At 72.0% G+C, this 21,175-nt stretch carries 19 protein-coding genes and 2 pseudogenes; 10 read left to right on the top strand and 11 right to left on the bottom strand.

Annotated elements, in window-relative coordinates; genetic code table 11:
- Positions 1-160: 160 nt before the first annotated feature.
- Together V4Y04_RS34345 and V4Y04_RS34340 are read left to right on the top strand one after the other, a co-directional pair.
- The gene (locus V4Y04_RS34345) at positions 161-292 is read left to right on the top strand and encodes a hypothetical protein (protein WP_332432216.1); all 132 of its coding nucleotides are present in this window, start codon (positions 161-163) and stop codon (positions 290-292) included.
- Between the two features lie 54 nt (positions 293-346).
- Complete coding sequence (locus tag V4Y04_RS34340; RefSeq protein ID WP_332432215.1) at positions 347-1,111, top strand: bestrophin-like domain; 765 nt, start codon at positions 347-349, stop codon at positions 1,109-1,111.
- Between the two features lie 935 nt (positions 1,112-2,046).
- Here V4Y04_RS34340 and V4Y04_RS34335 read toward each other — a convergent pair.
- Positions 2,047-2,544: a hypothetical protein gene (locus V4Y04_RS34335; RefSeq protein ID WP_332432214.1), complete on the bottom strand. Its 498-nt coding sequence runs from the start codon at positions 2,542-2,544 to the stop codon at positions 2,047-2,049.
- 333 nt (positions 2,545-2,877) lie between these two features.
- Here V4Y04_RS34335 and V4Y04_RS34330 point away from each other — a divergent pair, with 333 nt between their 5' ends.
- Entirely contained in the window at positions 2,878-3,546 is a 669-nt protein-coding gene (locus V4Y04_RS34330) for a class F sortase (RefSeq protein WP_332432213.1), read from the top strand.
- A gap of 37 nt (positions 3,547-3,583) precedes the next feature.
- Here V4Y04_RS34330 and V4Y04_RS34325 read toward each other — a convergent pair whose 3' ends face one another.
- On the bottom strand, positions 3,584-4,423 hold the full coding sequence (locus V4Y04_RS34325; RefSeq protein WP_332432212.1) for a polysaccharide deacetylase family protein: 840 nt from the start codon (positions 4,421-4,423) through the stop codon (positions 3,584-3,586).
- Between the two features lie 116 nt (positions 4,424-4,539).
- Between V4Y04_RS34325 and V4Y04_RS34320 the strand changes: the two genes are divergently transcribed.
- Complete coding sequence (locus V4Y04_RS34320; protein ID WP_332432211.1) at positions 4,540-5,001, top strand: universal stress protein; 462 nt, start codon at positions 4,540-4,542, stop codon at positions 4,999-5,001.
- 40 nt (positions 5,002-5,041) lie between these two features.
- Here the strand turns inward: V4Y04_RS34320 and V4Y04_RS34315 are convergent, their stop codons facing one another.
- Together V4Y04_RS34315 and V4Y04_RS34310 are read right to left on the bottom strand one after the other, a co-directional pair.
- On the bottom strand, positions 5,042-5,242 hold the full coding sequence (locus V4Y04_RS34315) for an alpha/beta fold hydrolase (RefSeq protein ID WP_332432210.1): 201 nt from the start codon (positions 5,240-5,242) through the stop codon (positions 5,042-5,044).
- An 80-nt stretch (positions 5,243-5,322) separates the two neighbouring features.
- Entirely contained in the window at positions 5,323-6,477 is a 1,155-nt protein-coding gene (locus tag V4Y04_RS34310; RefSeq protein WP_332432209.1) for a CapA family protein, read from the bottom strand.
- 224 nt (positions 6,478-6,701) lie between these two features.
- Here V4Y04_RS34310 and V4Y04_RS34305 point away from each other — a divergent pair, with 224 nt between their 5' ends.
- The 3 genes from V4Y04_RS34305 (at position 6,702) to V4Y04_RS34295 (ending at position 8,718) form a co-directional block, all read left to right on the top strand.
- Positions 6,702-7,247, top strand: coding sequence for a sigma-70 family RNA polymerase sigma factor (locus V4Y04_RS34305; RefSeq protein WP_332432208.1), 546 nt, complete (start codon positions 6,702-6,704; stop codon positions 7,245-7,247).
- A gap of 135 nt (positions 7,248-7,382) precedes the next feature.
- Positions 7,383-7,907 carry a hypothetical protein gene (locus tag V4Y04_RS34300; RefSeq protein WP_332432207.1) on the top strand — a complete coding sequence of 175 codons (525 nt, stop codon included), beginning with the start codon at positions 7,383-7,385 and terminating at the stop codon, positions 7,905-7,907.
- Positions 7,908-8,058: 151 nt separating this feature from the next.
- Positions 8,059-8,718 carry a zf-HC2 domain-containing protein gene (locus V4Y04_RS34295; protein WP_332432206.1) on the top strand — a complete coding sequence of 220 codons (660 nt, stop codon included), beginning with the start codon at positions 8,059-8,061 and terminating at the stop codon, positions 8,716-8,718.
- A 14-nt stretch (positions 8,719-8,732) separates the two neighbouring features.
- Here V4Y04_RS34295 and V4Y04_RS34290 read toward each other — a convergent pair.
- Both V4Y04_RS34290 and V4Y04_RS34285 read right to left on the bottom strand, forming a co-directional pair.
- Positions 8,733-9,060 (bottom strand): annotated as a pseudogene (locus V4Y04_RS34290) (Fpg/Nei family DNA glycosylase); the annotation flags it as partial.
- Between the two features lie 54 nt (positions 9,061-9,114).
- A complete protein-coding gene (locus V4Y04_RS34285; protein WP_332432205.1) occupies positions 9,115-11,283 on the bottom strand; it encodes a SpoIIE family protein phosphatase in 2,169 nt (722 codons plus the stop codon).
- A 185-nt stretch (positions 11,284-11,468) separates the two neighbouring features.
- On the opposite strand from V4Y04_RS34285, the gene V4Y04_RS34280 reads away from it, so the two are divergent.
- Positions 11,469-12,890, top strand: a complete 1,422-nt coding sequence (locus V4Y04_RS34280; RefSeq protein ID WP_332432204.1) for a lipase maturation factor family protein — start codon at positions 11,469-11,471, stop codon at positions 12,888-12,890.
- Between the two features lie 401 nt (positions 12,891-13,291).
- Entirely contained in the window at positions 13,292-13,732 is a 441-nt protein-coding gene (locus tag V4Y04_RS34275) for a VOC family protein (RefSeq protein WP_332432203.1), read from the top strand.
- Positions 13,733-13,793: 61 nt separating this feature from the next.
- Here the strand turns inward: V4Y04_RS34275 and V4Y04_RS34270 are convergent.
- Positions 13,794-13,880: pseudogene (locus tag V4Y04_RS34270) on the bottom strand (GNAT family N-acetyltransferase); the annotation flags it as partial.
- A gap of 37 nt (positions 13,881-13,917) precedes the next feature.
- Positions 13,918-14,091: a hypothetical protein gene (locus V4Y04_RS34265; protein ID WP_332432202.1), complete on the bottom strand. Its 174-nt coding sequence runs from the start codon at positions 14,089-14,091 to the stop codon at positions 13,918-13,920.
- A gap of 475 nt (positions 14,092-14,566) precedes the next feature.
- On the opposite strand from V4Y04_RS34265, the gene V4Y04_RS34260 reads away from it, so the two are divergent.
- Positions 14,567-15,019 carry a hypothetical protein gene (locus V4Y04_RS34260; RefSeq protein ID WP_332432201.1) on the top strand — a complete coding sequence of 151 codons (453 nt, stop codon included), beginning with the start codon at positions 14,567-14,569 and terminating at the stop codon, positions 15,017-15,019.
- 31 nt (positions 15,020-15,050) lie between these two features.
- Here V4Y04_RS34260 and V4Y04_RS34255 read toward each other — a convergent pair whose 3' ends face one another.
- The 3 genes from V4Y04_RS34255 to V4Y04_RS34245 all read right to left on the bottom strand — a co-directional run bounded on the left by V4Y04_RS34255 (position 15,051) and on the right by V4Y04_RS34245 (position 21,118).
- A complete protein-coding gene (locus V4Y04_RS34255) occupies positions 15,051-16,562 on the bottom strand; it encodes an SDR family NAD(P)-dependent oxidoreductase (RefSeq protein WP_443080125.1) in 1,512 nt (503 codons plus the stop codon).
- A gap of 147 nt (positions 16,563-16,709) precedes the next feature.
- The gene (locus V4Y04_RS34250) at positions 16,710-18,188 is read right to left on the bottom strand and encodes a wax ester/triacylglycerol synthase family O-acyltransferase (protein ID WP_332432200.1); all 1,479 of its coding nucleotides are present in this window, start codon (positions 18,186-18,188) and stop codon (positions 16,710-16,712) included.
- A 302-nt stretch (positions 18,189-18,490) separates the two neighbouring features.
- Positions 18,491-21,118 (bottom strand): PA14 domain-containing protein, encoded by a 2,628-nt coding sequence (locus V4Y04_RS34245; protein WP_332432199.1) that lies wholly within the window; start codon positions 21,116-21,118, stop codon positions 18,491-18,493.
- Positions 21,119-21,175 lie beyond the last annotated feature (57 nt).

The following is a 21,175-nucleotide window of genomic DNA, read 5'->3' as shown; positions in this document are numbered from 1 at the left end:
CGCAAAGCCCGATCCGCCCCCGCCTCCGCCCCCGCGCCGGGCCCGCCCGGCACCGCCTCCCCCCACCCCGGCCCTCACGCCCCCTCCATCACCGCACCCCGCCCCCACACCCACACCGTCGGCCGCCCCCGCTCCCACCCCGCGCCCGTCCCTGACGCCCGTGCACTACCCCCGGTATCACGCCGCATCCCCGGTCGAGCGGCCGTCCGGTGGCGCCACGTCACCGCTCACCTTCGTCCTGCTCATCACCATGCCCGCGGTCGTCGCCATCGCCGCACTCCGGCCCCGCTGAGCCCCGGATCCGCCCGTCCCCGCCGAACCCGACAACCCACCGTGGAGGCACCTCTTGCCGGAATGGCTTGTTCTCACCCTCGCGATGCTGGCCGTCTGCGTCGTGGTGGTCGCCATCACCCTCGTACGTCACCGCGCGGCACCCGACGACGAGGACCCCAGCGAGACCCCGGACGTCATCGAGTACATGACGATGTGGATCGGCGTGGTGTACGCCATCGTCCTGGGCCTGGCCATCGCCGGGGTCTGGGAGGGGCGCAGCGCCGCTCAGGACCATGTGCGGGCGGAAGCGGTGGCGCTGCACGAGATCTCGGAGCGGGTACGAATCTATCCGGCCGACGTCCGTGAACGCATTCGGGACGATGTCAACGCCTATGTCGGACACGTCGTGACCACCGAGTGGCGTGCCATGGCCGACGAGGGAGAGGTCACCGAGCGCGGGACGGAGCTGCTCGACCGGATCCGCCGGGACGTCACCGACTACGAACCGGCGACGGATTTCGAGGCTCAGGCCTATCAGCCGCTCGTCGACCAGGTGTCCGCCGCCGACCAGGCACGCGCGGCCCGTGCGGAGTCGACCGGGGAGACCATGCCGGGCGTGGTGTGGTTCGGGCTGATCGGCGGCGCGGTCGTCACCATCGGGATGATCTTCGCGCTGCAGATCCGGCGCACCCGGCGTGAGCTGATCCTCGCCGGACTGTTCTCGGCGCTGATCGCCTTCCTGCTCTTCCTGATCTGGGATTTCGACGCGCCGTTCAGCCGTGGGCTCGCCGCGTCGGCCGATCCGTTCCGCCTCCTGTTCCCCGGCATCGGGAGCTGACCGGCCCGCACCACGGTTCCGGTCCCGGGGACGTGCGCCACACCGTGCGCGTCCCCCTTCCGCGGTATCGGTGGTCCCCCGTGCGGCCCACGGGAGTAACCCGTTCGCGCGACTGCGATCGCGCCGCCCGGCGCGGCTTCCTAGCGTTTCGGGCATCGGGGACGCATCCCTGGCGCGAGCGGAACAGGTCCGCCGCTGCTCCCCGGAACCCGGAGGACTCGCCATGCACGCGATACGCGTCGCTTCCGCCGCACTCCCGGGCGTCGGCACCCTCGCACTCGCCGCCGCACCGGGTGCCGTCGCCGTGGGCGGCGATGTCACGCCGTTCGGTTTCGGTCTCCGGCCCGCCCTCGTCGAGCCCGGCGACCTGATCACTCCGCACGTGGACCGGACCGACGGTGAGCGCGAGGGGCGTGCGACGGTCTCCTCACAGGTCCTCGACACCGTGACCGTCCCGAAGAACCGCCCGAAGGCCACGACGGAGGTGTACCGGGACGCCAGGCCCGGCGCCGTCCACCAGGTGGCCTTCACCTGTGACGGGGTCACCGGCACCACGAGCCCGACCATCGCCGGTGGCCGCCCCGTGCCGCTCCCCTCCACGCTGCCCGTGGAATCCGGGAACTCGGCCGGGCACCCGAGGGGTGTGCACGCCGGGGAGGGCGGCAGTCCGGCCGGCCTCGACCTCGGTGGGATCGGACTCGGCACCGCACTCATCACGGGTTCGGTGGGCGCCGCGTACCGCTTCGCCCGCCGCGACGATGCGCGGGACGGCGCGGGACGGCGCATGACGGCACCACAGAACGTCAGGGCGGCCCGTCGGCAGGGCGGCAGGTACCGAGGGCAGCAGGAGCACACGGCTGCGCCCCGGGTCCGGTCGGGGATCCGGGGCGCGGCCTCCGGTCACACATGCGAAAAGGCCGCTGCGGAAAATGGCTTCAGAGCTGCTTCTCGGCACGACGGCGCATCCAGAAAACACCGCCCGCCACGACCGCGGCGGCCACCAGTCCGCCGCCGATGGCCATGTCGGTCGGGGTCGCCCCGTCGGTGCTGCTGCCGCCGAGGCCGCCGCGGACCCCGCCGAGGACGGTGAAGGCGGCCGGCCGGGTCAGGCTCCGGCCGGAGCAGTGCACCGTGATGTCGTACGAGCCGGCGCGGGCGTCGTTGTAGATGGTGGCGGTGCCCTTCGCGGTGTCGCCGGAGCCGTGGACAGACGTCAGGTTGGTCCTGGGGAAGGCGTTGGACGTGGCATGGCCGCCGTTGGGGCAGCCGTCGACGGTGATGGTCAGCTGACCGCCGCGGGCGATGACGCTGGGCAGGGCGACGATGTTGGACGGGCTGGGTACCCGGCCGCCGTCCGCGACGGCGACCGGGGCGGCGAGCCCGAGGACGGCGACCGCGGCGCCCGCGGACGCCAGGGCACGTGACTTGCGCATGTGATCCTCCGCGGAAGACGCCCCGGGTCCGGTCCCCGGTCGATCGGCGAGAAAGCGCCTCCCAGCAAGACCCTCAGTTGCCGTGCCCCTGAGCGCATTTCGGCAATGGTCCGTCCCGGTGAGGCGGCGGCCCGCCCGGATCCGTACTTTCGAATATCGCCGCAGGTCACGGGCCATCAGAGGATCTTCGTTCGGCGGCACCCCGGATGGCTTACCGATCACCGCCCGGCCACCCGTTCGCGCTTGCCCCGTCGCCGGTTGTGTGCGCCGCCTTTAGCGTTTCCGCCATGCGCGAGTGACACGGCGACGGCCGTGTCGAGAGGGGAAAAGCGAATGTCTGCTTTCGAACCGGACCAATTCGAAGAGGAGGCGCGGCGGAAGAAGCGTGCTCCGTGGGGCGTGATAGCGCTGGTTCTGCTCACCGGCCTCGCGCTCATCCGAAATGGTTCGGGGGAGTTCGACGAGGGGCCGCCGCAGCCTGCCGTGGCCGCCGCCACGGACAGCAGGGTGCCCGGCGCCACCACGGCCGCGGCGGTGCGGTCGCTGCCGTACTCGATTCCGGGCCGGGTCCGGATTCCGGCGATCCAAGTGGACGCACCGGTGATGGCGGTGGGTCTGGACGGGGAGGGGTGGGTGGAGGCGCCGCCGCCCGAGGACCCCAATCTGGCGGGCTGGTTCACCGGCGGGGTCACGCCCGGGGAGAAGGGCACGGCGGTCGTGGTCGGCCATGTCGACAACAGTCTGGGCCCGGCCGTCTTCTACGGGCTCGGGGCTCTGAAGAAGGGCGATCGCGTCGAGATCGAGCGTCAGGACGGAAAGACCGCGGTGTTCGAGATCTACGGAATCGAGGTCTTCGCGAAGAACGACTTTCCCGGTGACCGGGTCTACAACTCGAAGGGCTCGTCGGAATTGCGGGTCATCACCTGCGGTGGCGGTTTCACCCAGCAGAACGGTTACGACGGGAACGTCGTCGTCTTCGCCCGCCTGGCCGAGGCCCGCTGAGCGGCCGGCCTCGTCCGGACGGACGGGACGGCCCCGCTCAGACGTGTTGCCGGCGGGGCACCGTGACCCGGTAGCCGGAGTCCAGCAGTTCGGGCAGGTACTCGCGCAGGGCCCGCACGCTCTGGGAACGGTCGCCCCCGGCGTCGTGCGAGAGCACCACGACGCCGGGGGCGGCGCCGTTCTCCACCCGGTCGACGATGGTGCGGGTGCCGGGGCTGGTCCAGTCGAGGGTGTCCACGGTCCAGGCGAAGGGTTCCATGCCCAGTTCGGCGCCGAGTTGGAAGGCGGCACGGTTCCAGGCCCCGTAGGGCGCGCGGAACCACTGGGGGCGTTCGCCGTACCCCTTCTCGATGATGTCGCAGGTGCGTTCCATCTCGGAACGGATCCTGCCTCGGGTCAGACGGGTGAGCAGGGGGTGGGACCAGGTGTGGTTGCCGACGACGTGCCCCTCGTCGGACATACGGGCCAGCAGGTCCTTGTGGTAGGAGACCATTTCCCCGCACACGAAGAACATCGCGCGGACGTCGTACGCCGCGAGCGTGTCGAGGATGTCCGGGGTGTAGCGGGGGTCGGGTCCGTCGTCGAAGGTCAGCACCATGGTGCTCCCCCGCCCGGAGACACGCAGCAGCGGTGCGCTCCGCACCGGGGTCCTGCCGGGGGGCCTCCTGGGCGGGCCGTAGCCGGTGAGGGGTCTGAGGCGGTACGCGGAGGGCTTGAGCGGGCGGCCGGCGGCCTGGGCTCCGGCGGCGGGCGGGGCGGGGCGTGCCGCCTCGGTGCCGGGGCCCGCCGTCAGGAGCCCGGCCGCGCCGGCCGCTCCTACGACGGCGGCGCCGGTGAGCAGCGCCCGGCGCCGCGTGAGCAACTGATCCTTCTGCATGACTCATCACTCGCCCGCCCGGCGACGGGTGACCTCGGCGACACCTGTGCGGCGGGGCGTTTCCACCCGCTCGGCCCAGTGCCGCCGTTGTACGGGCGTCCGATAGCCTCGGCGCCGTGACGGAGGAGCGCTCGACGCAGTTCGAACGGGGTACGGACGGCCCGAAGGTGATCGTGGTCGGAGTGGACGGCTCCGACACCTCTCTGCGGGCGGCGGCCTACGCCTCCGGTCTGGCCCGGCGGCAGCACGCCCTGCTCGCCGTCGTGTACGTGCAGCCGGTGCTGGCGGCGGGCGCGGCGCTCGGGGCGCCGGTGGCGGAGACCACGGACGAGATCGCCGAGGACCTGGTGAGGCAGGTCCGGGAGGCGTCCGAGCAGGTCCGGGGGGTGTTCGACTTCCGTTGGGAGTTCCACACCTTCCGCGGCGACCCGTACAACGGCATGGTGAGGGCGGCGGACGACCTCAAGGCGGACGCGGTGGTGGTGGGCGCCTCGGAGCAGGCCGGCCACCGGTTCGTGGGGTCGGTGGCGGTCCGGCTGGTGAAGGCGGGGCGCTGGCCGGTGACGGTGGTGCCGTAGGTACCGCCGCGGCGGAAGGGGAGCGGGGAGGCGGGCGGCGTCAGAGGGTGCGCAGAAAGCCGAGGAGGATCTCGTCGAAGACCTCGGGCCGTTCCCTGCACGTGTAGTGTCCCGCCCCCTCGATGACGGCGGTGCGGCCGTCGCGTACACCGCGGACGAGACGCTCGGCCGCCGTTGCCGCCCGTGAGTACGCCGTACTGCGGGAGGCCGGCGGGGACCTCGCGGACGCCGGCCTGCGCACCTGTGTACGTGTTCGCGCACGGGTACTGACGCTGTTCGCCACCGTGGACGTGAACTGATCGCCCCCTTGCCCGGTACGGACTACTCCCCCATGACCAGCCCGTCTTTCGCCGCGCCCCGGCTCAGCACCACGTTCCGGATCCGGTCGCGGACGGACTCGACCTCGGCGCCCCCGGCGAGGGCCCGGTTGAGGTCGACCACGCGGCCGGCGTCCACGTCGTAGAGCTGCGGGAGGAACTCGGCCTTCGTCACCTCCCAGCGTCCGCCCGGGTGCTCGGGCGGGGTGAAGGTGAAGCGGCCCAGGGTGGACTGGTTGCCGCGGGGGTCCGGGGCCCCCTCGTGGTCGGTCGTCGCGCCGGCGATCTGGTCGCCCATCCCGTAGATCACCCAGGTGCCGTTGATCTTCTCGTACGCCTGCGGGACGTGGGCGTGGGCGCCGAGGATCAGGTCGATGTCGGGGCGGTGGCCGGCGCGGGCCGCGGTGAGGGAGTGGGCGAGAGCGATCTGCTGTTCGTCGGGGGCCTCCTGCCATTCGGTGCCCCAGTGCAGGGAGACCACGACCACGTCGGCACCCGCCTTCCGGGCCGCGCGCGCGTCGGCGAGGATCCGGTTCTCGTCGATGAGGCCGACGACCCAGGGTTCGCCGGGCGGGAGCGGGGCGACGCCGGTGCCGTAGGTGTAGGCGAGGTGGGCGACTTCGGCCCGGCCCGCGCGCAGAAGGGTCACCCTGCGTGCCTCGTTCTCGGTCCGGGCGGCGCCGGCGTGCCGCAGGCCTGCCCGGTCGAGGGCGTCCAGGGTGCGGCGGACGCCTTCGGTACCGTCGTCCAGGCTGTGGTCGGAGGCGGTGGAGCAGCCGTCGTAGCCGGTGGCGGCCAGGGCCTGGGCGATCTCCGGCGGGGTCTTGAGGTCGGGGGAGGCGGTGTAGTCGCCGTCGGCGCCGTACACGGTCGCCATGTGACACAGCGCCAGATCGGCGCCCGCGACGACGGACCGCACGCCGGAGAGCATCGGCCCGAAGTCATGGCCACTGCCGCCCGCGTCGAAGCGGGCACGGTCGATGACCGAGCTGTGCGGCAGCACGTCCCCCGAGGAGATCAGGGTGAAACCGCGGTCCCGCACGGCCGGGGCACCCGGATGGCCGGATTCCGGTGGTCGGTGCTCCCGGGTCTGCCAGGCTGCGCCCGCGGCGAGGACGACGGTGAGGGCCAGAGCCACCTGTCTACTGCGTGCGATCATCGCTTCACCCCGGTATGCGGCGTTCCACTGTCTTATTTACTGACAAATACATAAGAGTCACTTTCCGTGTCCCCGTTGTTCCGACACGCCGTTCAGGCCCCCCGGCGTGCGCGAACCGTCACCCGGACCGTTCGTCGAACCGTTCGTCGACGCGATCGACCGTCCGCCGCACGTCTTGGTGCGCGCCCTGTCCCCGACAGGGCGCCGTACGTTGCCATACCGTCATGACGGCCGGAATGACACTCATGAACGGGACAACCGCCGAGCACGAACTCGCCGCCCTGCAGCGCGAGCACGGCCGGCCCCTCTTCGCGCTGCTGCTCCGGCTCTGCGACGGGGACCGGCAGCGTGCCGAGGATCTCGTCCAGGAGACGCTGGTACGGGCCTGGCAGCACCCCGAGGCATTGCGCGCCGACGACTTCGACTCCGTACGGCCCTGGCTGATGACCGTGGGCCGGCGGCTCGCCATCGACGCGCGGCGGGCCCGTCAGGCGCGGCCGCCCGAGGTGGGCGACGCGGTACTGGAGAACGCGCGGGTGACCTCCGACCACGCCGAACGGGCCGCGGCGGCGCTCGATGTCCGCCAGGCTGTGAAGACACTCACTCCGGAGCACCGTGAAGTCCTGGTGCTCGTGTACTTCCACGGGGCGAGTGTGGCGGAGGCCGCGGCGACGCTGGGGATACCGCCCGGTACCGTGAAGTCCCGCGCGTACTACGCGCTGCGCGCCCTGCGCCGGGTGCTTCCGGGATACGCCGCCGACCTGCGGTGAAACCGGCGGCCGGGTCAAACCTCCGTAAAGCGCCTTGCCGACGACCCCTGTCGAGTAATCGGCTGTCCTCATCCGTGCTGCGGACCGGGGCCCGGGTTCGGGCGACGCGCACGTACCGGAGGAAGGCTGGAAGGGATGCCGCACAGAGGTCAAGAGAGCACCGACGGCACGGGTGACGGCGAACTGGCCGTCCCCATGGCCTGGTTGTATGCCGAGTACACCGCCGACGAACTGCTGCGCAGCGGCGACCTGATGCCGACGACGTCCTTCGAGTTCCGGGCCGGCCGGGACGCGCTGGCACTGACCGTCTTCCTGTCCGACACCGACTGCGAGCTCTCCGGCATCCGGGTGATCACCCAGCTGGAGACCTGGCTGTCGCTGACCGCGTACGACCAGCCGTGGCAGGAGTGGGTGCACCGAAGCCTGGCGGACCTGACCGCGGACGCCGCCACCGCCGCCGGCCGGACCACGGCGGATCCGGACCTGGAACTCGCCCGGTCGGCCTGGCACTGGCTGCGGGAGACGGAACTGCTCGCGCCCGATCTGAACGCGGTACCGGGCGGCGCCGCGGGGGCCGGAGAGGACGAGGGGCCGAAGGTGTGGACGCCCGCGTGGCAGCTCGGGCTACCGCTCGGGCACCTCGCCATCCATCTCTTCTAGCCTTTCGGTGAACCGGACCAATCCGCGGGCCGGAGGGCTCCGAATCCTTTGGTTACGATTCGGCATGCGGCTTGAGTGAATCGACTGCCTGGTGCGTACCGGTGGGAGCAACGAGTAACCCCACCCACACCCAACGGTACGAGGATTCGGCATGAGGTCCCTGGAAAGGCATCGCGACGTCGGCGCGTACGCGCTCGGCGTGCTGGACGAGGCGGAGGCCTTCCGCTTCGAGGACCACCTCATGGAGTGCCCCAGCTGCGCTGCACAGGTGACCGAATTCGGAGCGACGACACGGCAGTTGATGCTGTACCGGCGCTCCACACCGCCGCTGACGCACCCGATGCCCAAGCCGGGCCCGAGAATGCTCGACCGGATGCTGTCCGAGGTGGCGGGCCGCAGCCGGGCGGTGCGCCGTCGGCTGCTGTTCGCGCTGGCGGCCTCGGTGGTGCTCGCGACGACCGCGCCGGCGCTCGCCCTGATGTCGTCCTCGGACGGCGGCGAGCGGGCGCCCGAGAGCATCGCGGCGGCCGACGAGCGGTCCGGGGTGTGGGCGGAGATCACGACGGCGGACGAGGACTGGGGCAGCCGGCTGGAACTGAAGGTCAAGGACGGGGCGGGGCCCCGTGTCTGCCGGCTGGTGGTGGTCGGGCAGGACGGCTCCGAGGAGACCGTGACCAGCTGGCACGTGCCCCGTCACGACGCCCGCCCCAACACCATGACGGGCGGCTCCACCCTCCACAGCGGGCAGGTCGAGCGCTACGAGCTGCGCTCCTCGGACGGCGAGCACCTGGTGACGTTGAAGCCCCGGTGACAGCGGGGAGCCCCGCGCTCCTCCGCCGGGGTGAGGAACGCGGCCGGCCCGGACGGGGACATCCGTGCCGCGTGCGGGTTCCCGTCGCCGCGGGCGTTCCCGATGCCCGTGATCAAACCCTGGTCCCGCGGCGCGCCCTCGAGCTGCCGGCGCTCGCCGGGAAACAGTTCCGCCGGACGATGCCCGGGACCTGCCCCGGGTCCCTCACGGCACACACCACGAGCGGCGGATCGTAGGTCCTCAGGACACTGATCGCCACGGGCCGTACGCGAACGAGCCCGTGGTCCGCCGGCTGCTCGGTGAGAACGTCCGCAGCGCCTCGGGCCCGGGAAGTTCCGGCATCCGTCCGGGACGGCACTCCGGACCGGACCGGAGCGCCACCCGGGACCGGACCGGTCAGCGGGAGCCGTGTCCCGTGCCGCCGGTGCCGGCAGGGCCGCAGCTGTGGCCGTGCTCCGCCGGGTCCGTGGGGTTCGCGAAGGCGGAGGCCCTGGTCACGGAGAACTCGCACCACACGCATTTGCCGCCGCCGCGTGCCTCCACGCCCCATTCGTCCGCGAGCACCTCGACGAGAAGCAGACCTCGCCCCGAGACACCCGACTCCCCCGCCTCGCGGCGGCGCGGCAGGGCACTGGAGGAGTCCGCGACCTCCACGCGCAGCCGCCGCTCGCCGCCGGTGAGGACCCTGAGGGTGACGACGGCGGACCCCTCGGTGTGCATCAGGGCGTTGGTGATCAGCTCGTCGGCGGCCAGTTCGATCTCGTCGGTGCGGTTCCCGGCACCCCAGGCACCGACCCCGGCACGGATCATGCGCCGGGCCTCGATGAGGGCCTCGGGGTCGCCGGGGGCCACGTGCTGCTGGAGCCGGCCTCCCGCGCGCGGACTCTCCGGCAGGCGGCGGCGCAGCAGGAGCAGGGCCACGTCGTCCTCCCCGCCGCGCTCCTCGGCCACGTCGATGAGCCGGTCGGCCAGCTCGCGTACGTCCTCGGGGCCGGTGGTGACGAGCGCGGAGAGGGTCGCGATGCCGTCGTCGAGGTCGGCGCCGGGCTGCTCGACCAGGCCGTCGGTGCACAGCAGCAGCACGTCGCCGGGAGCGAGCTCCATCGTCCCGACCGGGTAGTCGAGCCGGTCGAACTCGGCGGACAGGCCGAGCGGCAGCCCGCCCGGCACGTGGACGCGGTGGCAGACGCCGTCGGCGCGCCGGACGAGTGGGTCGAGGTGGCCGGACCGGACCATCTGGAGGACGCCGGTGGACAGGTCCGCCTCTGCGTACAGGCAGGTCGCGGAGCGGTCCGTGTCGAGTTCGTGCAGGAAGGCGGAGGCCCGGGCCATCACGGTGGCCGGCGGGTGCCCCTCGGCGGCGTAGGCGCGCAGCACGATGCGCAACTGGCCCATGACGGCGGCGGCGTGGGTGTCGTGGCCCTGGACGTCGCCGATCACGGCGCCGACACGGCCCCCGGGCAGCGGGATCAGGTCGTACCAGTCACCGCCGATGTCCCGGCTGAGGCCACCCCCGGTGCTGGCCGCGCGGTAGCGGACGGCGATGTCGGCGCCGGGCACGCTGGGGATGGTGCGGGGCAGCATGGCCTGCTGGAGTCCCTGCGCGAGGTCCATCTCCTGCTCGTAGAACATGGCCCGCTGCATGCTCTGCGCGATGCTGCTGCACAGGGCGACGAGGATGTTGCGCTCCTCGGGGGTGAAGCCGCGCCGGTCGCTGTAGAGCAGGCCCATGGCGCCGATGGGGCGGGTCTGGACGATGAGCGGCAGGTAGGCCGCCGAGGTGATGTGCAGGTCGGTGAGGTGCGGCCACAGCACCGGGTAGCACTCGGCGAACTCCTCCGGCGACTCGATGAAGCGCGGGCTCAGTGTCCGTACGGCCTCGCTCATCGGGTACTGCTCGTCGATCCGGGTGATGCGGGTGCCCGGGACGAAGCTGTCGGCGGGCCCCTCCGCGACCAGCCGGATCCGGCCGGCCTCGACCAGACCCATGACGAGGCTGGTGGCGCCCAGATGGGTGAGGCCGTGGGTGTCCTTGACGACGTCGATGACGTCCTGCACGGTGCGGGCGTGGGCGAGGGCGGCCGTGGTGAGCTGAACGATGTTGGTCTGCTGGCGCAGGGCGTCCTCCTCGGCGCCCTGCGTCCCTCTCGCCTCGCTGTCGCTGAGTTCCTCCGTGGCGTCCCGGACGACGCCGAGGATGCCGTGGGGCAGTCCGGTCCCGTCCCGGCGGATATAGCCGTGACAGTGGGTCCAGCGCAGGGTGCCGTCGCGGCGGCGGACCCGGAAGTACGCGCCGTAGGTCTCGCTGCCGTCCTTCAGCGCCTGTGAGACGGCGGTGTCCAGGCGCACGATCTCGGCGGGCGGGATCCGGCTCACCAGCACGTCGGGATGGCCGGATTCGTCGGGGCGCAGGTCGAAGATGTCACGGGCCTGGGCGTCCATCAGCATCACCCGGGTGTCCAGGTTCCAGTCGAACCTGCCCATGTCGTTGAGCGCCAGGATCGGATCCGGGTGGTCCGGCCAGTCGTCCGGGAGTGACAGGGCGCTCGCTCCCCGATCAGCCATGGACCCACCTTGTCAGGGTTCATCCGATTCTTCGACCGGTGACATCCCCCGACGTCTCCGGGGACGTCTCGGCCGCTCCGGGTACACGGAGAGTCACAGGGAAGGCGGACAGCGACGGCGGCCGAAGGACGGCAGGCAAACGGGGACGGACAAACGGACAAGGGGCGGGGAGGGAGCACACGGCCGTGGAGTGGTTCACCGCATCCGGCTACTGGATGGGCCGGCTGGTCTTCCAGCGGGCGCTGGCCGGGCTGTACCTGATCGCGTTCCTGACGGCGGTGCTGCAGTTCCGTGCGCTGATCGGCGAACGCGGAATGCTGCCGGTGCCCCGGTTCGTGGAACGGACCCCGTTCGCGCGGGCGCCCGGTCTGTTCCAGCTGCGCTACTCGGACCGGTTCTTCGCGGGCTGCGCCTGGACGGGCTGCGCGGTGTCGGCGGCGCTGCTGGCGGGGATGGACTCCTGGCTTCCGCTGTGGGCCGGGATGCTGCTGTGGCTGGTGCCGTGGGTGCTGTACCTGTCGATCGTCAACGTCGGGCAGACCTGGTACGCCTTCGGCTGGGAGTCGCTGCTGCTCGAGGTCGGCTTCCTCGCGGTGTTCCTCGGCAACGACGAGGTGGCCCCGCCGGTCGTCGTGCTGTTCCTGCTGCGGTGGGTGCTGTTCCGGGTCGAGTTCGGTGCGGGGCTGATCAAGATGCGCGGTGACGCGTGCTGGCGGAAGCTCACCTGCCTGGACCACCATCACGAGACCCAGCCGATGCCGGGGCCGCTGAGCTGGTTCTTCCATCATCTGCCGAAGCCGTTGCACCGGGTCGAGGCGGCCGCGAACCATGTCACCCAGTTGGTCGTTCCGTTCCTGCTGTTCGCTCCGCAGCCGGTCGCCACGGCCGCCGCCACGCTGATGATCGCCACACAGCTGTGGCTGGTCCTGTCGGGCAACTTCTCCTGGCTGAACTGGATCACGATCGTGCTGGCCCTGCCGGTGGTCGCGTTCCCCTCCACCGCCCCGGACACGGCCGGCGCCCCGCTGTGGTACGTGGTCGTCGTCCTCACGGTGTCCGCGCTGCTGCTCGCCCTCGGCTACCACCCCGTGCGCAACATGCTCTCCCGCCGTCAGGTGATGAACCGGTCCTTCGACCCGCTCCACCTGGTCAACACCTACGGGGCGTTCGGCAGTGTCAGCCGGATCCGGTACGAGGTGGTGATCGAGGGCACCGCGGACGGGACGCCCCGGAGGGACGCGGACTGGCGGGAGTACGAGTTCCGGGGCAAGCCGGGGGACCCCCGGCACTGGCCGCGTCAGTTCGCGCCGTACCATCTGCGGCTCGACTGGCTGATGTGGTTCGCCGCGCTGTCGCCGTCCTACGCCGGGCCGTGGTTCGGCGCGCTGGTGGAACGGCTGCTGGAGGGCGACCGCGACACGCTGCGGCTGTTGCGCCGCTCCCCCTTCCCGCCCCACGCGCCGCCCCGGTACGTCCGCGCCCGGCTGTTCCGCTACCGGTACACGACCTGGCGCGAACTGCGGGAGACGGGGGCGTGCTGGGAGCGGACGTATGTGCGCGATTATCTGCCGCCGACCCGGCTGGCGGAACCGGTCCACAGGCCGTAGGCGCGGGTGACGGTGACTCCGAAGGCACCCTGTCGTTCGTCGGCGCCGGGATCCGCCGGACACGGTTCCCGGCCTTCGGCAGACCTTCGCCCTCCGCGGATCATCCCGTGGGACCATCCGGACCCCGCGGGGCCTCCTCGCGGTCCGGTCCGCCCGGGTGTTGCGGTGATCAGCGGCGTGGGCCTATCGTCGGCCGGGTGACTGCCGGGTCGGCCTTGGGCCACACACGAAAGACGCTCCCGGCCTCTGCGTGAGCCGGGCGGGGCCGTCCCCGTTCACACCCGGCCCGGGGCGGGGCGTCGCCCGCGCCCCGCCCTCCCCTCCGTGTTTCCTTTCCCGCTTCCCGCCGTGCCCCGCGCGGTGTTCCCCGACGGAAACCGACACCCGGAGACGAACCAGCCATGCCCGACGCACTCGGCGTACCCCTCACTCCCTCCTCCGTGCCCGAACCGCCCGCGACGGCGGTCCGGTTGAACCACACCGCCGTCCTCGCCCGCGACCGTCGCCTGTCGGCCGAGTTCCTCGCCGTGATCCTGGGGCTGGAGGTCGGTGCCCCCTTCGGCCCGTTCCTGCCCGTCGACCTGGGCAACGGTGTGACCCTCGACTACTACGAGCAGCGCGACGAGCCCATCCAGTCGCAGCACTACGCGTTCCTCGTCCCGGAGGAGCAGTTCGACGCGATGATCGCTCGCCTGGAGGCGGTCGGAGTCACCTATTACGCGGACCCGAACCACACCGAACCCGGCAGGATCAACCGCCTCTTCGGCGGTCGCGGCGCCTACTTCGGCGACCCGGACGGTCACAACCTGGAGATCATGACCCGGCCCTACGTCCGCCCCTGAGCGGGGCCGCCGGTCCGGTCGCGGTGTCCGGTACATGACGCGCGGGCCGACCCGTCCGTGCCTTCGCCGGGTTCATCCGCAGGACCCGGGCATCCTCCTCGGAGGTGTCCGGGTCCCCGGTGTACGTCTCGCCCGCGGCGACGACGCGGCGCGGCGATCACGCGGAGTGCGGGACGGGATCGGTCTCAGTCGACGCTGGGCAGGATGTGGGGCTCGGCGAGATCTTCCTCGTAGCCCGCCAGGCGGATCGGGGCCGAGCGGGCCCACACGTCGAGGCTGCCGAGCTCGCCCGCCGGGCGGCCTGCGCGCTCGGTACGTTCCTTGCCGGGCTGATCCGCGTTGGTCTTCTCCGGTGTCACCGCGCACTCCTTATGTGTCGGTCACCCTCGGGACGTGCCGCGTCGGTCCTGCCGCGCCCGCGTCGTACGTCCGCTCGGGCATGATGCGAAAGCCGTTCGGACGCGGTGGCGCCGGTTGATCGTAGGAGAGCAGGCCCTTGTGAAGTGGCGTGTCCCATGACGGACCGGTGGGTGTGGGTAGGACCCTTTACTGCTGCCCGTCCGGCCCAGATTAACCAAATGAGCATGCCCCCGCTCGATGGGGCTGAAAACTCGCCGTAACGATCACATGTCGAACCGCGCCTACTCCCCCCTATATGCGCCTAATTCACCATGAGGGGCCCTACCGGCGATCACTCGATCGGACTACAAGGGTGTCCGCGCTTTCGAGAAGCCCGCGTGGTCATGGCGCAGTTCAAGTCCTGTTGGCCGACACGCAAGCTCGTCATGGTGTGCTGCCGTACGGCAAACGGCTGTCTTCCAGGAGGACCGGCGCATGGAGCTGCGCAGTGTCGAGGAGCTGATGGACCTGCTGTACGCCTGCCGGGGCGCCCGGGACGTCCCGGTTCCCGGCGGGGCCCCGGTCGACGCGTACGACCACGCGTTGCGCACCGCCGCACTGCTGCGCCGGCAACGCCCCGCGGACAAGGAGCTTCAAGTGGCGGGCCTGGTCCGGCCGGTCGGCCGGCTGCTGCGGCCGGGTGAGCCCGCCACGCGGGCCGACCGGGCCGCGGACGCGGTGCGCGCACTGCTCGGCGAGCGGGTGGCGGGGCTGGTCCGCCGCCGTCCCCGGCCCGGTCTCCAGGGCGAGGAGGACGACCTCCTCGCCCTGCGCACGGCGGACGAGGAGGCCCGCACCGCCTGCTTCGACGCCGGGGTCCTGGAGGACTGGCGCACCGTGCTGGAGCTGCTGGCGGCGCGCAACTCCCGGCTCGGCGCGGTGGAATGACTCCCCCGTCGCCGGCCGCCGGGCGCCCGCGTCACCACCTGCCGGGCGCGTAGTCCTTCAGGAAGACGCCGTACAGGTCCTCGCCCGCCTCACCGCGCACGATGGGGTCGTAGACGCGGGCCGCGCCGTCGATCAGGTCGAGCGGGGCGTGGAAGCCGGCGTCCGCGAGGCGGATCTTGTCCGGGTGGGGACGCTCGTCGGTGATCCAGCCGGTGTCGACGGCCGTCATCAGGATGCGGTCGTTGTCGAACATCTCCTGGGCGCTGGTGCGGGTGAGCATGTTCAGCGCGGCCTTGGCCATGTTGGTGTGCGGGTGGCCCGCGCCCTTGTAGCCGCGGTCGAAGACGCCTTCCATGGCGGAGACGTTCACGATGTACGTCCGCTTCGCCGCCGCGGCCGCCATCGCCGGACGCAGCCTGCTGATGAGCAGGAACGGCGCCGTCGAGTTGCAGAGCTGGACCTCGAGCAGTTCGACCGGGGTGACCTCCTCGACGGTCTGCACCCAGCTGTTGGTGTCGTGCAGGTCCGGGACCAGGCCGCCGGCGTCGATCGCGGTGCCCGCCGCGATCCGCTCCAGGGAGGCCGAGCCGGAGACCAGGGCCAGGCCGGTGACGTCGTGTGCGGTGAGCGCGCCGGATCCCGCGACCGGGAGCTCGGTCACCGCGCCGGAGCCGAAGACGCCGATCACCTCGGCGGCGGGCAGTTCACCGGCGGGCAGCGGCGCGGACTCGGCGGCGGCCAACTCGCTGTAGGCCTGCGGGGAACGCCGTACGGTCTGGGCGGCGTTGTTGATCAGGATGTCCAGCGGACCGGCGGCGGACACCGAGTCGGCGAGCGCGACGACCTGGGCCGGGTCGCGCAGGTCGATCCCGACGATCTTCAGCCGGTCGATCCACTGGTCGCTGTCGGGCTGGGCCTTGAAACGGCGGACGGCGTCCTTCGGGAAGCGGGTCGTGATCGTGGTGTGGGCGCCGTCGCGCAGCAGCCGCAGTGCGATGTACATGCCGATCTTGGCCCGGCCGCCGGTGAGCAGCGCGCGCTTGCCGGTCAGGTCGGTGCGGGCCTCCCGGCGGCCGCGGTTCTCCTCGGCGCACTTCTGGCAGAGCTGGTGGTAGAAGTAGTCGACCTCGGCGTACCGCTGCTTGCAGATGTAGCAGGAACGGGGGCGCTGGAGTATCCCCGCGATGCTGCCCTCCTCCGTGCGGGACGAGGGCAGGATGCCTTCCGTCTCGTCGTCGATGCGCTCGGCGGACCCGGTGGCGGTGGCCTCGGTGACCGCCTTGTCATGGGCGGTCTTGGCGGCCCGGCGCTCCTGGCGGCGGCGCTGCTTGACCGTGCGGTAGATGTGCGAGGTGGCGCGGCGGACCTTGATCGCGTCCGGGTGGTCGACGTCGAGTGTGTCGAGTTCCGCGAGCACGTCGAGGCACACGGCCAGCCGCTCCGGGTCGATGCCGGGCCCGTGTGTCACCACGTCCTCGTGCGCCACGGGGCCCCCGTGGACCATCGTGTCCGTGGCCCGGGGGCCGTCCTCTGTCACCGTCATCGCCGTTGCCGTTCCTGGTCTGCCGTGGCGGCGCTCCGGTCGCGCCCGCTGTCGAACGGGCGATTTTACGGAGCGCCGGCCGCAGCGCCAAACCCGTACCGGCCGGTGGTCAGGGGTCGCGCACGGTGGTGGGCGCCGGGCGGGCGGTCAGGGGTCGCAGACGGTGAGAAGCGTCTCCACCTCCTCGGTCACGGCGCCGGCGAGCCGGTCGAGATCGGGGACGGCGGCACCGTCGGCGACCAGTCCGTAGTGGACGTGCCCGCGATAGGTGGAGACGGCGACCGCCAGGGAGTGTCCGGGCGCGAGCGGCGCGAAGGGGAAGACGGCGCCGAGCGGGTCGCCGCCGAGCCGCAGTCCGAAGCCGGGCAGCGGCACGCTGGTGACCAGGACGTCGAACCAGAGCCGGGCCGCCTGGCCGAGCAGGGGCCCGCCGAGCCGGTGGCCGAGCGGCGGTACGTGGTCGGCGAGCAGGGCGACGGCGCCCGCGCCCCGGTTCGGGCCGGCGTCCTTGTTGCGGTCCATGGCGGTGCGCACCAGGTCGAGGCGGGTGAGCGGTTCCGCCTCGTCGACCGGAAGCCGTATCAGGTAGCCGGAGAGCCGGTTGCCCTGGGGATGCGCGGTGCGCGGGCGGCGCCGGGAGACGGGGACGAGGGCGCGCGGGGCGACGCCCTCGCTGCCGTCGCCGCGCTCGTCGAGCCAGCGCCGCAGGGCGCCGGCGACAACCGCGATCAGCACGTCGTTGACGGTGCCGCCGACGCTCTTGCGGATCCGGTGCACGTCGTCGAGGTCGAGCACCACCCCGGCGGTGCGGCGGGTGCCGCTGGGTTCGCAGGTGAGGGCCGGTGACGAGCGCACGTCGAGGGTGGAACGGGCGACGGAGGCGCCGATGTCCAGGGCCCGGCCCGCGTCGGAGAGGGCTCCGCGGACGAGTCCGGGCACCTCGCGCACGTCGGGGAGCAGTCCGCGCGCGGGCTCGGCGGGGCGCTGCCGGGGGGTGGGCAGGTCCATCGGGTCCATCAGGGCCGCGGCGAGGGTGAGGGCCCGCAGTCCGTCGGCGAGGGCGTGGTGGAACTTGAACAGGACGGCGAAGGAGACGCCGTCCTCCCCCGGCAGCACATGGGCCTCCCAGGGCGGCCGGGTGCGCTCCAGGGGGCGTCCCATGAGCCGGCCCGCCGCCGCGTGGAAGTCGGTGGCGGGGGCGTGCAGCCGGACGTGGTTCAGGGGATCGAAGCCGGGGTCGGTCTCCCGTTCGGCGCCGCCGAAGGCGAACGGGCGGCGCAGGGCCGAGGTGAGCGGTTCACGCAGCGCGGAGCCGAACGGCCGGCGGAGCGCGGAGCCGAGCGCGGCGGCGAGCGGACGGCGCAGGGCCGGCAGGGAGGAGAGGCCGGACAGGGAGGACAGGGAGGGCAGGGAGGGGCGCGTGGACAAGGGCTGCCACACGTCGCGGATACGCATGCGCAGTCCGGGAACGGCGGCGGCGCGGGCGGCGAGCAGATCCGCGGCGTGGGCGCCCGCGGCGGGCGAACGGGCCGAGAAGACCCCTAGGGCGCCGAGGTGCATGGGGTGGTCGGCGGACTCGATGTTCCAGAACGCCAGGTCGAGAGGAGCGAGCAGGTCTGCGTTCACGGGCTTGCCTCGCGTGGACGACGGGGTGGACCAGCAGTCAATCGCCCATGACCGATTACGGTCAAGTACGATCCCGCCACACACAGTTAACATCAGATTACGTCTCCGCCCCTCCCTCGACTCGACGGGAGGGGCGGGACTCGAGGGGCGGACGGGGTCACCACCGCGCGGCCGGAACCTCCCGACGTGACGTCAGAAGGCTTTCGGGAAAAGCCACATGGGATGAAATCCGGCGTGACACCCGGAGCGGTGCCCGGGTGCCGAACGCCACCCGGACGGGCGCGGGCCGCCGGAGGAACCGCTCATCGCTCGGCCCCCTCGGCCGGACACCCCGCGGGCCGCGCCCGGGACGCGTCCCGGATCAGGGCGTCATGGGCGGCCTTCACCCGGGCGACGTCCGGCTTCAGCACGTGCCGGTCGTAGGTGAGCAGGCCGTTCAGCTCGCCCTCCACGTCCGAGATCTGCGTGTACACGGCGCCGTTGCCGCCCCGGCAGACCAGGGCCCGTACCTCGTCGAGCTTGGTGAGGTAGTCCTCGGTGTAGGTCTCCGGGTCGACGTCGACGTACGACTGCTGCACCGACCAGGCGTGACCGGGTACCGCGAGGCCGAGGCCGCCGTACTCGCCGGTGACCAGGGCACGCCGTCCGTCCGGGCGGGGCGGGAGCGCCGGGCTGGGATAGCCGTGCTCGTCCATGAGGTCGCCGGCGTTGCCGTCGGCACCGAGGTTGAGCCCCGACTGGTTGTTGACCAGGCGCGACGGGTCCCAGGCCTTGGCCTGCTCGGCGAGGCGGCCGACGTCGTACTGGCCCCAGCCCTCGTTGAAGGTGACCCACATGACGATGGACGGGCTGCTGACGTGCTCGTCGATCATCTGCTTCATCTCGCGCTCGTAGCGGGCGCGGGAGGAGGCGTCGGGGTTCACCCCGGCCCTCATGGACGGCATGTCCTGCCACACCATCAGACCCAGCCGGTCGGCCCAGTAGAACCAGCGGTCCGGCTCGACCTTGATGTGCTTGCGCACCGAGTTGAACCCGAGCTCCTTGTGCACGCGCAGGTCGTACGCGAGGGCCTCGTCGGTGGGCGCGGTGTGCAGGCCGTCGGGCCAGAAGCCCTGGTCGAGGGTGGCCATCAGGAAGACCGGTTCGCCGTTGAGGACCGTGCGCGGCACGCCGTCGACCTCCTCGACGGCGATCGAACGCATCCCGAAGTAACTGCCGACGCGGTCGGTGCCGACGGTCACCTCCAGCCGGTACAGGAAGGGGTCGTCGGGCGACCACAGCCGCGGGTTCGCGATCCGCAGGTCCAGCGGCTGTCCGGTGCGGCCGGTCACCGTAGCGACCTTGCGCCGCCCGTCGTACGCGGTCGCCCTGACGGGTACGCCGTCCCGGACGCCCTTCGCCTCCACGGTGAGCCGTTCGCCGGGCACGTCGGGCACCAGTTTCAGGGAGTCGACGTGGTCGCGGGCCACCGGTTCCATCCAGACCGTCTGCCAGATGCCCGAGCTGGGCGTGTACCAGATGCCGCTGGGGTCCAGGCGCTGCTTGCCGATCGGCGGGTTCTCGCCGTCGGCGGCGTCGGTGGGGTCGTACACGCCGACGATGAGTTCCTGGGTGCGGCCGGGCTTCAGCGCGTCGGTGACGTCGGCGCTGAACTTGTCGTACCCGCCCTCGTGGGCGGCGACCTTCGTGCCGTTGACGTACACCTCGGACCGCCAGTCGACGGCGCCGAAGTTCAGCCGCAGCCGCTTGCCGGAGCCGATGTCCCAGTCGCGGGGGACGGTGAAGGTGCGGCGGTACCACATGCGGTCCTCGTGCCGCTGGACGCCGGAGAGCTGGGACTCCACCGGGTACGGAACGAGGATGCGCTCCTTCAGGGTCTTCCCGACGGGCGGCCGCTCCCCCTCCTCCGCGGCGGCGAACTGCCACTGCCCGTTGAGGTTGCGCCACTGGTCCCGGGTGAGCTGGGGGCGGGGGTACTCGGGGAGGGCGTTGTCCGGGCCCACCCCGTCGGCCCACTCGGTGGTCAGTTCGTGGGTGGAGCGGTTGGGGCCGCTGCTCATGAACGCGTCCACCCGGTCGCCGTCGGCGGTGGCCAGGCCGCCCTGTCCGTCGTAGCGGACGTCGGCGGTGCCGCGGGCGGTGCCGGTCTTGTTGCCCACGACCGGTTCGCCGAGGGTGACGAGCAGGACCTTGGGGTCGGCCGGGTCCCGCTCGGCGCCGGTCAGCGGCCACCGCGCGCCGCCGATGACCGCGTTGACGTGGTCGGTGAGCCCGGCCGGGGGCGCGGCGAGCGGGCGCGGGAAGTCGAGCTTCAGGGTGCGTCCGGAACCGAGGACGGTGGCGGCGAGGGCGCCGTCGTACTCGAAGCCGTCCGGCAGGCGGAACGCGGACTGCGGCACGGCCTCCTTGGCGCCGCCGGGCTCGGTCCAGCGCAGGTGGAGGTTGGAGCCGCCGTAGTGCTCGAAGTACTCGACCTTGATGTCGTGGGCCTGGCCGGCGGTCAGCTCGACCGGCTCGGCACTCTGCTCGCGGTCCCAGTCGTCGACCCAGTGGTCGATGGCGAGCCGGCCGTCGATCCACAGCCGGAAGCCGTTGTCCCCGATGATCGAGAAGGTGTGCGGGCCGGTCTTCTCCGGCACGATCTTCCCGGTCCAGCGGACGCTGACGTCGTCCGACCGGCCGGTGGTGAAGTTCAGCCGCGGCTCCAGGTTGTCGAAGTCGAGGTGCGGGTCGAAGGCGGTGGCCTTGAGCTCGTGGAAGTCGAAGGCGCCGGGGGCGGACTGCGTGTAGTACTCGCCCTTCAGTCCGTGGATGTCCGCCGGGTCGTCCCCGGCCGCGGTCGCGGTCTGGCCGGTCGCGGTGAGTCCCGCGACTCCCAGTGCGGCGGCCAGGAACAGGGCTGAACGGTCTCTGAGACGTCTGATGCGCACGGATCCTCCGTCTGTGAGGAAGGTGACGGCTCTCTGCTCAGTGCGTGTGCTGTTCTG

Origin of the sequence: Streptomyces sp. P9-A2, assembly GCF_036634175.1 — a bacterium.
Classification (GTDB): domain Bacteria; phylum Actinomycetota; class Actinomycetes; order Streptomycetales; family Streptomycetaceae; genus Streptomyces; species Streptomyces pratens.
Note: the sequence above shows the minus strand (reverse complement) of the source record. Positions and strands in the feature narration are given on the sequence as shown.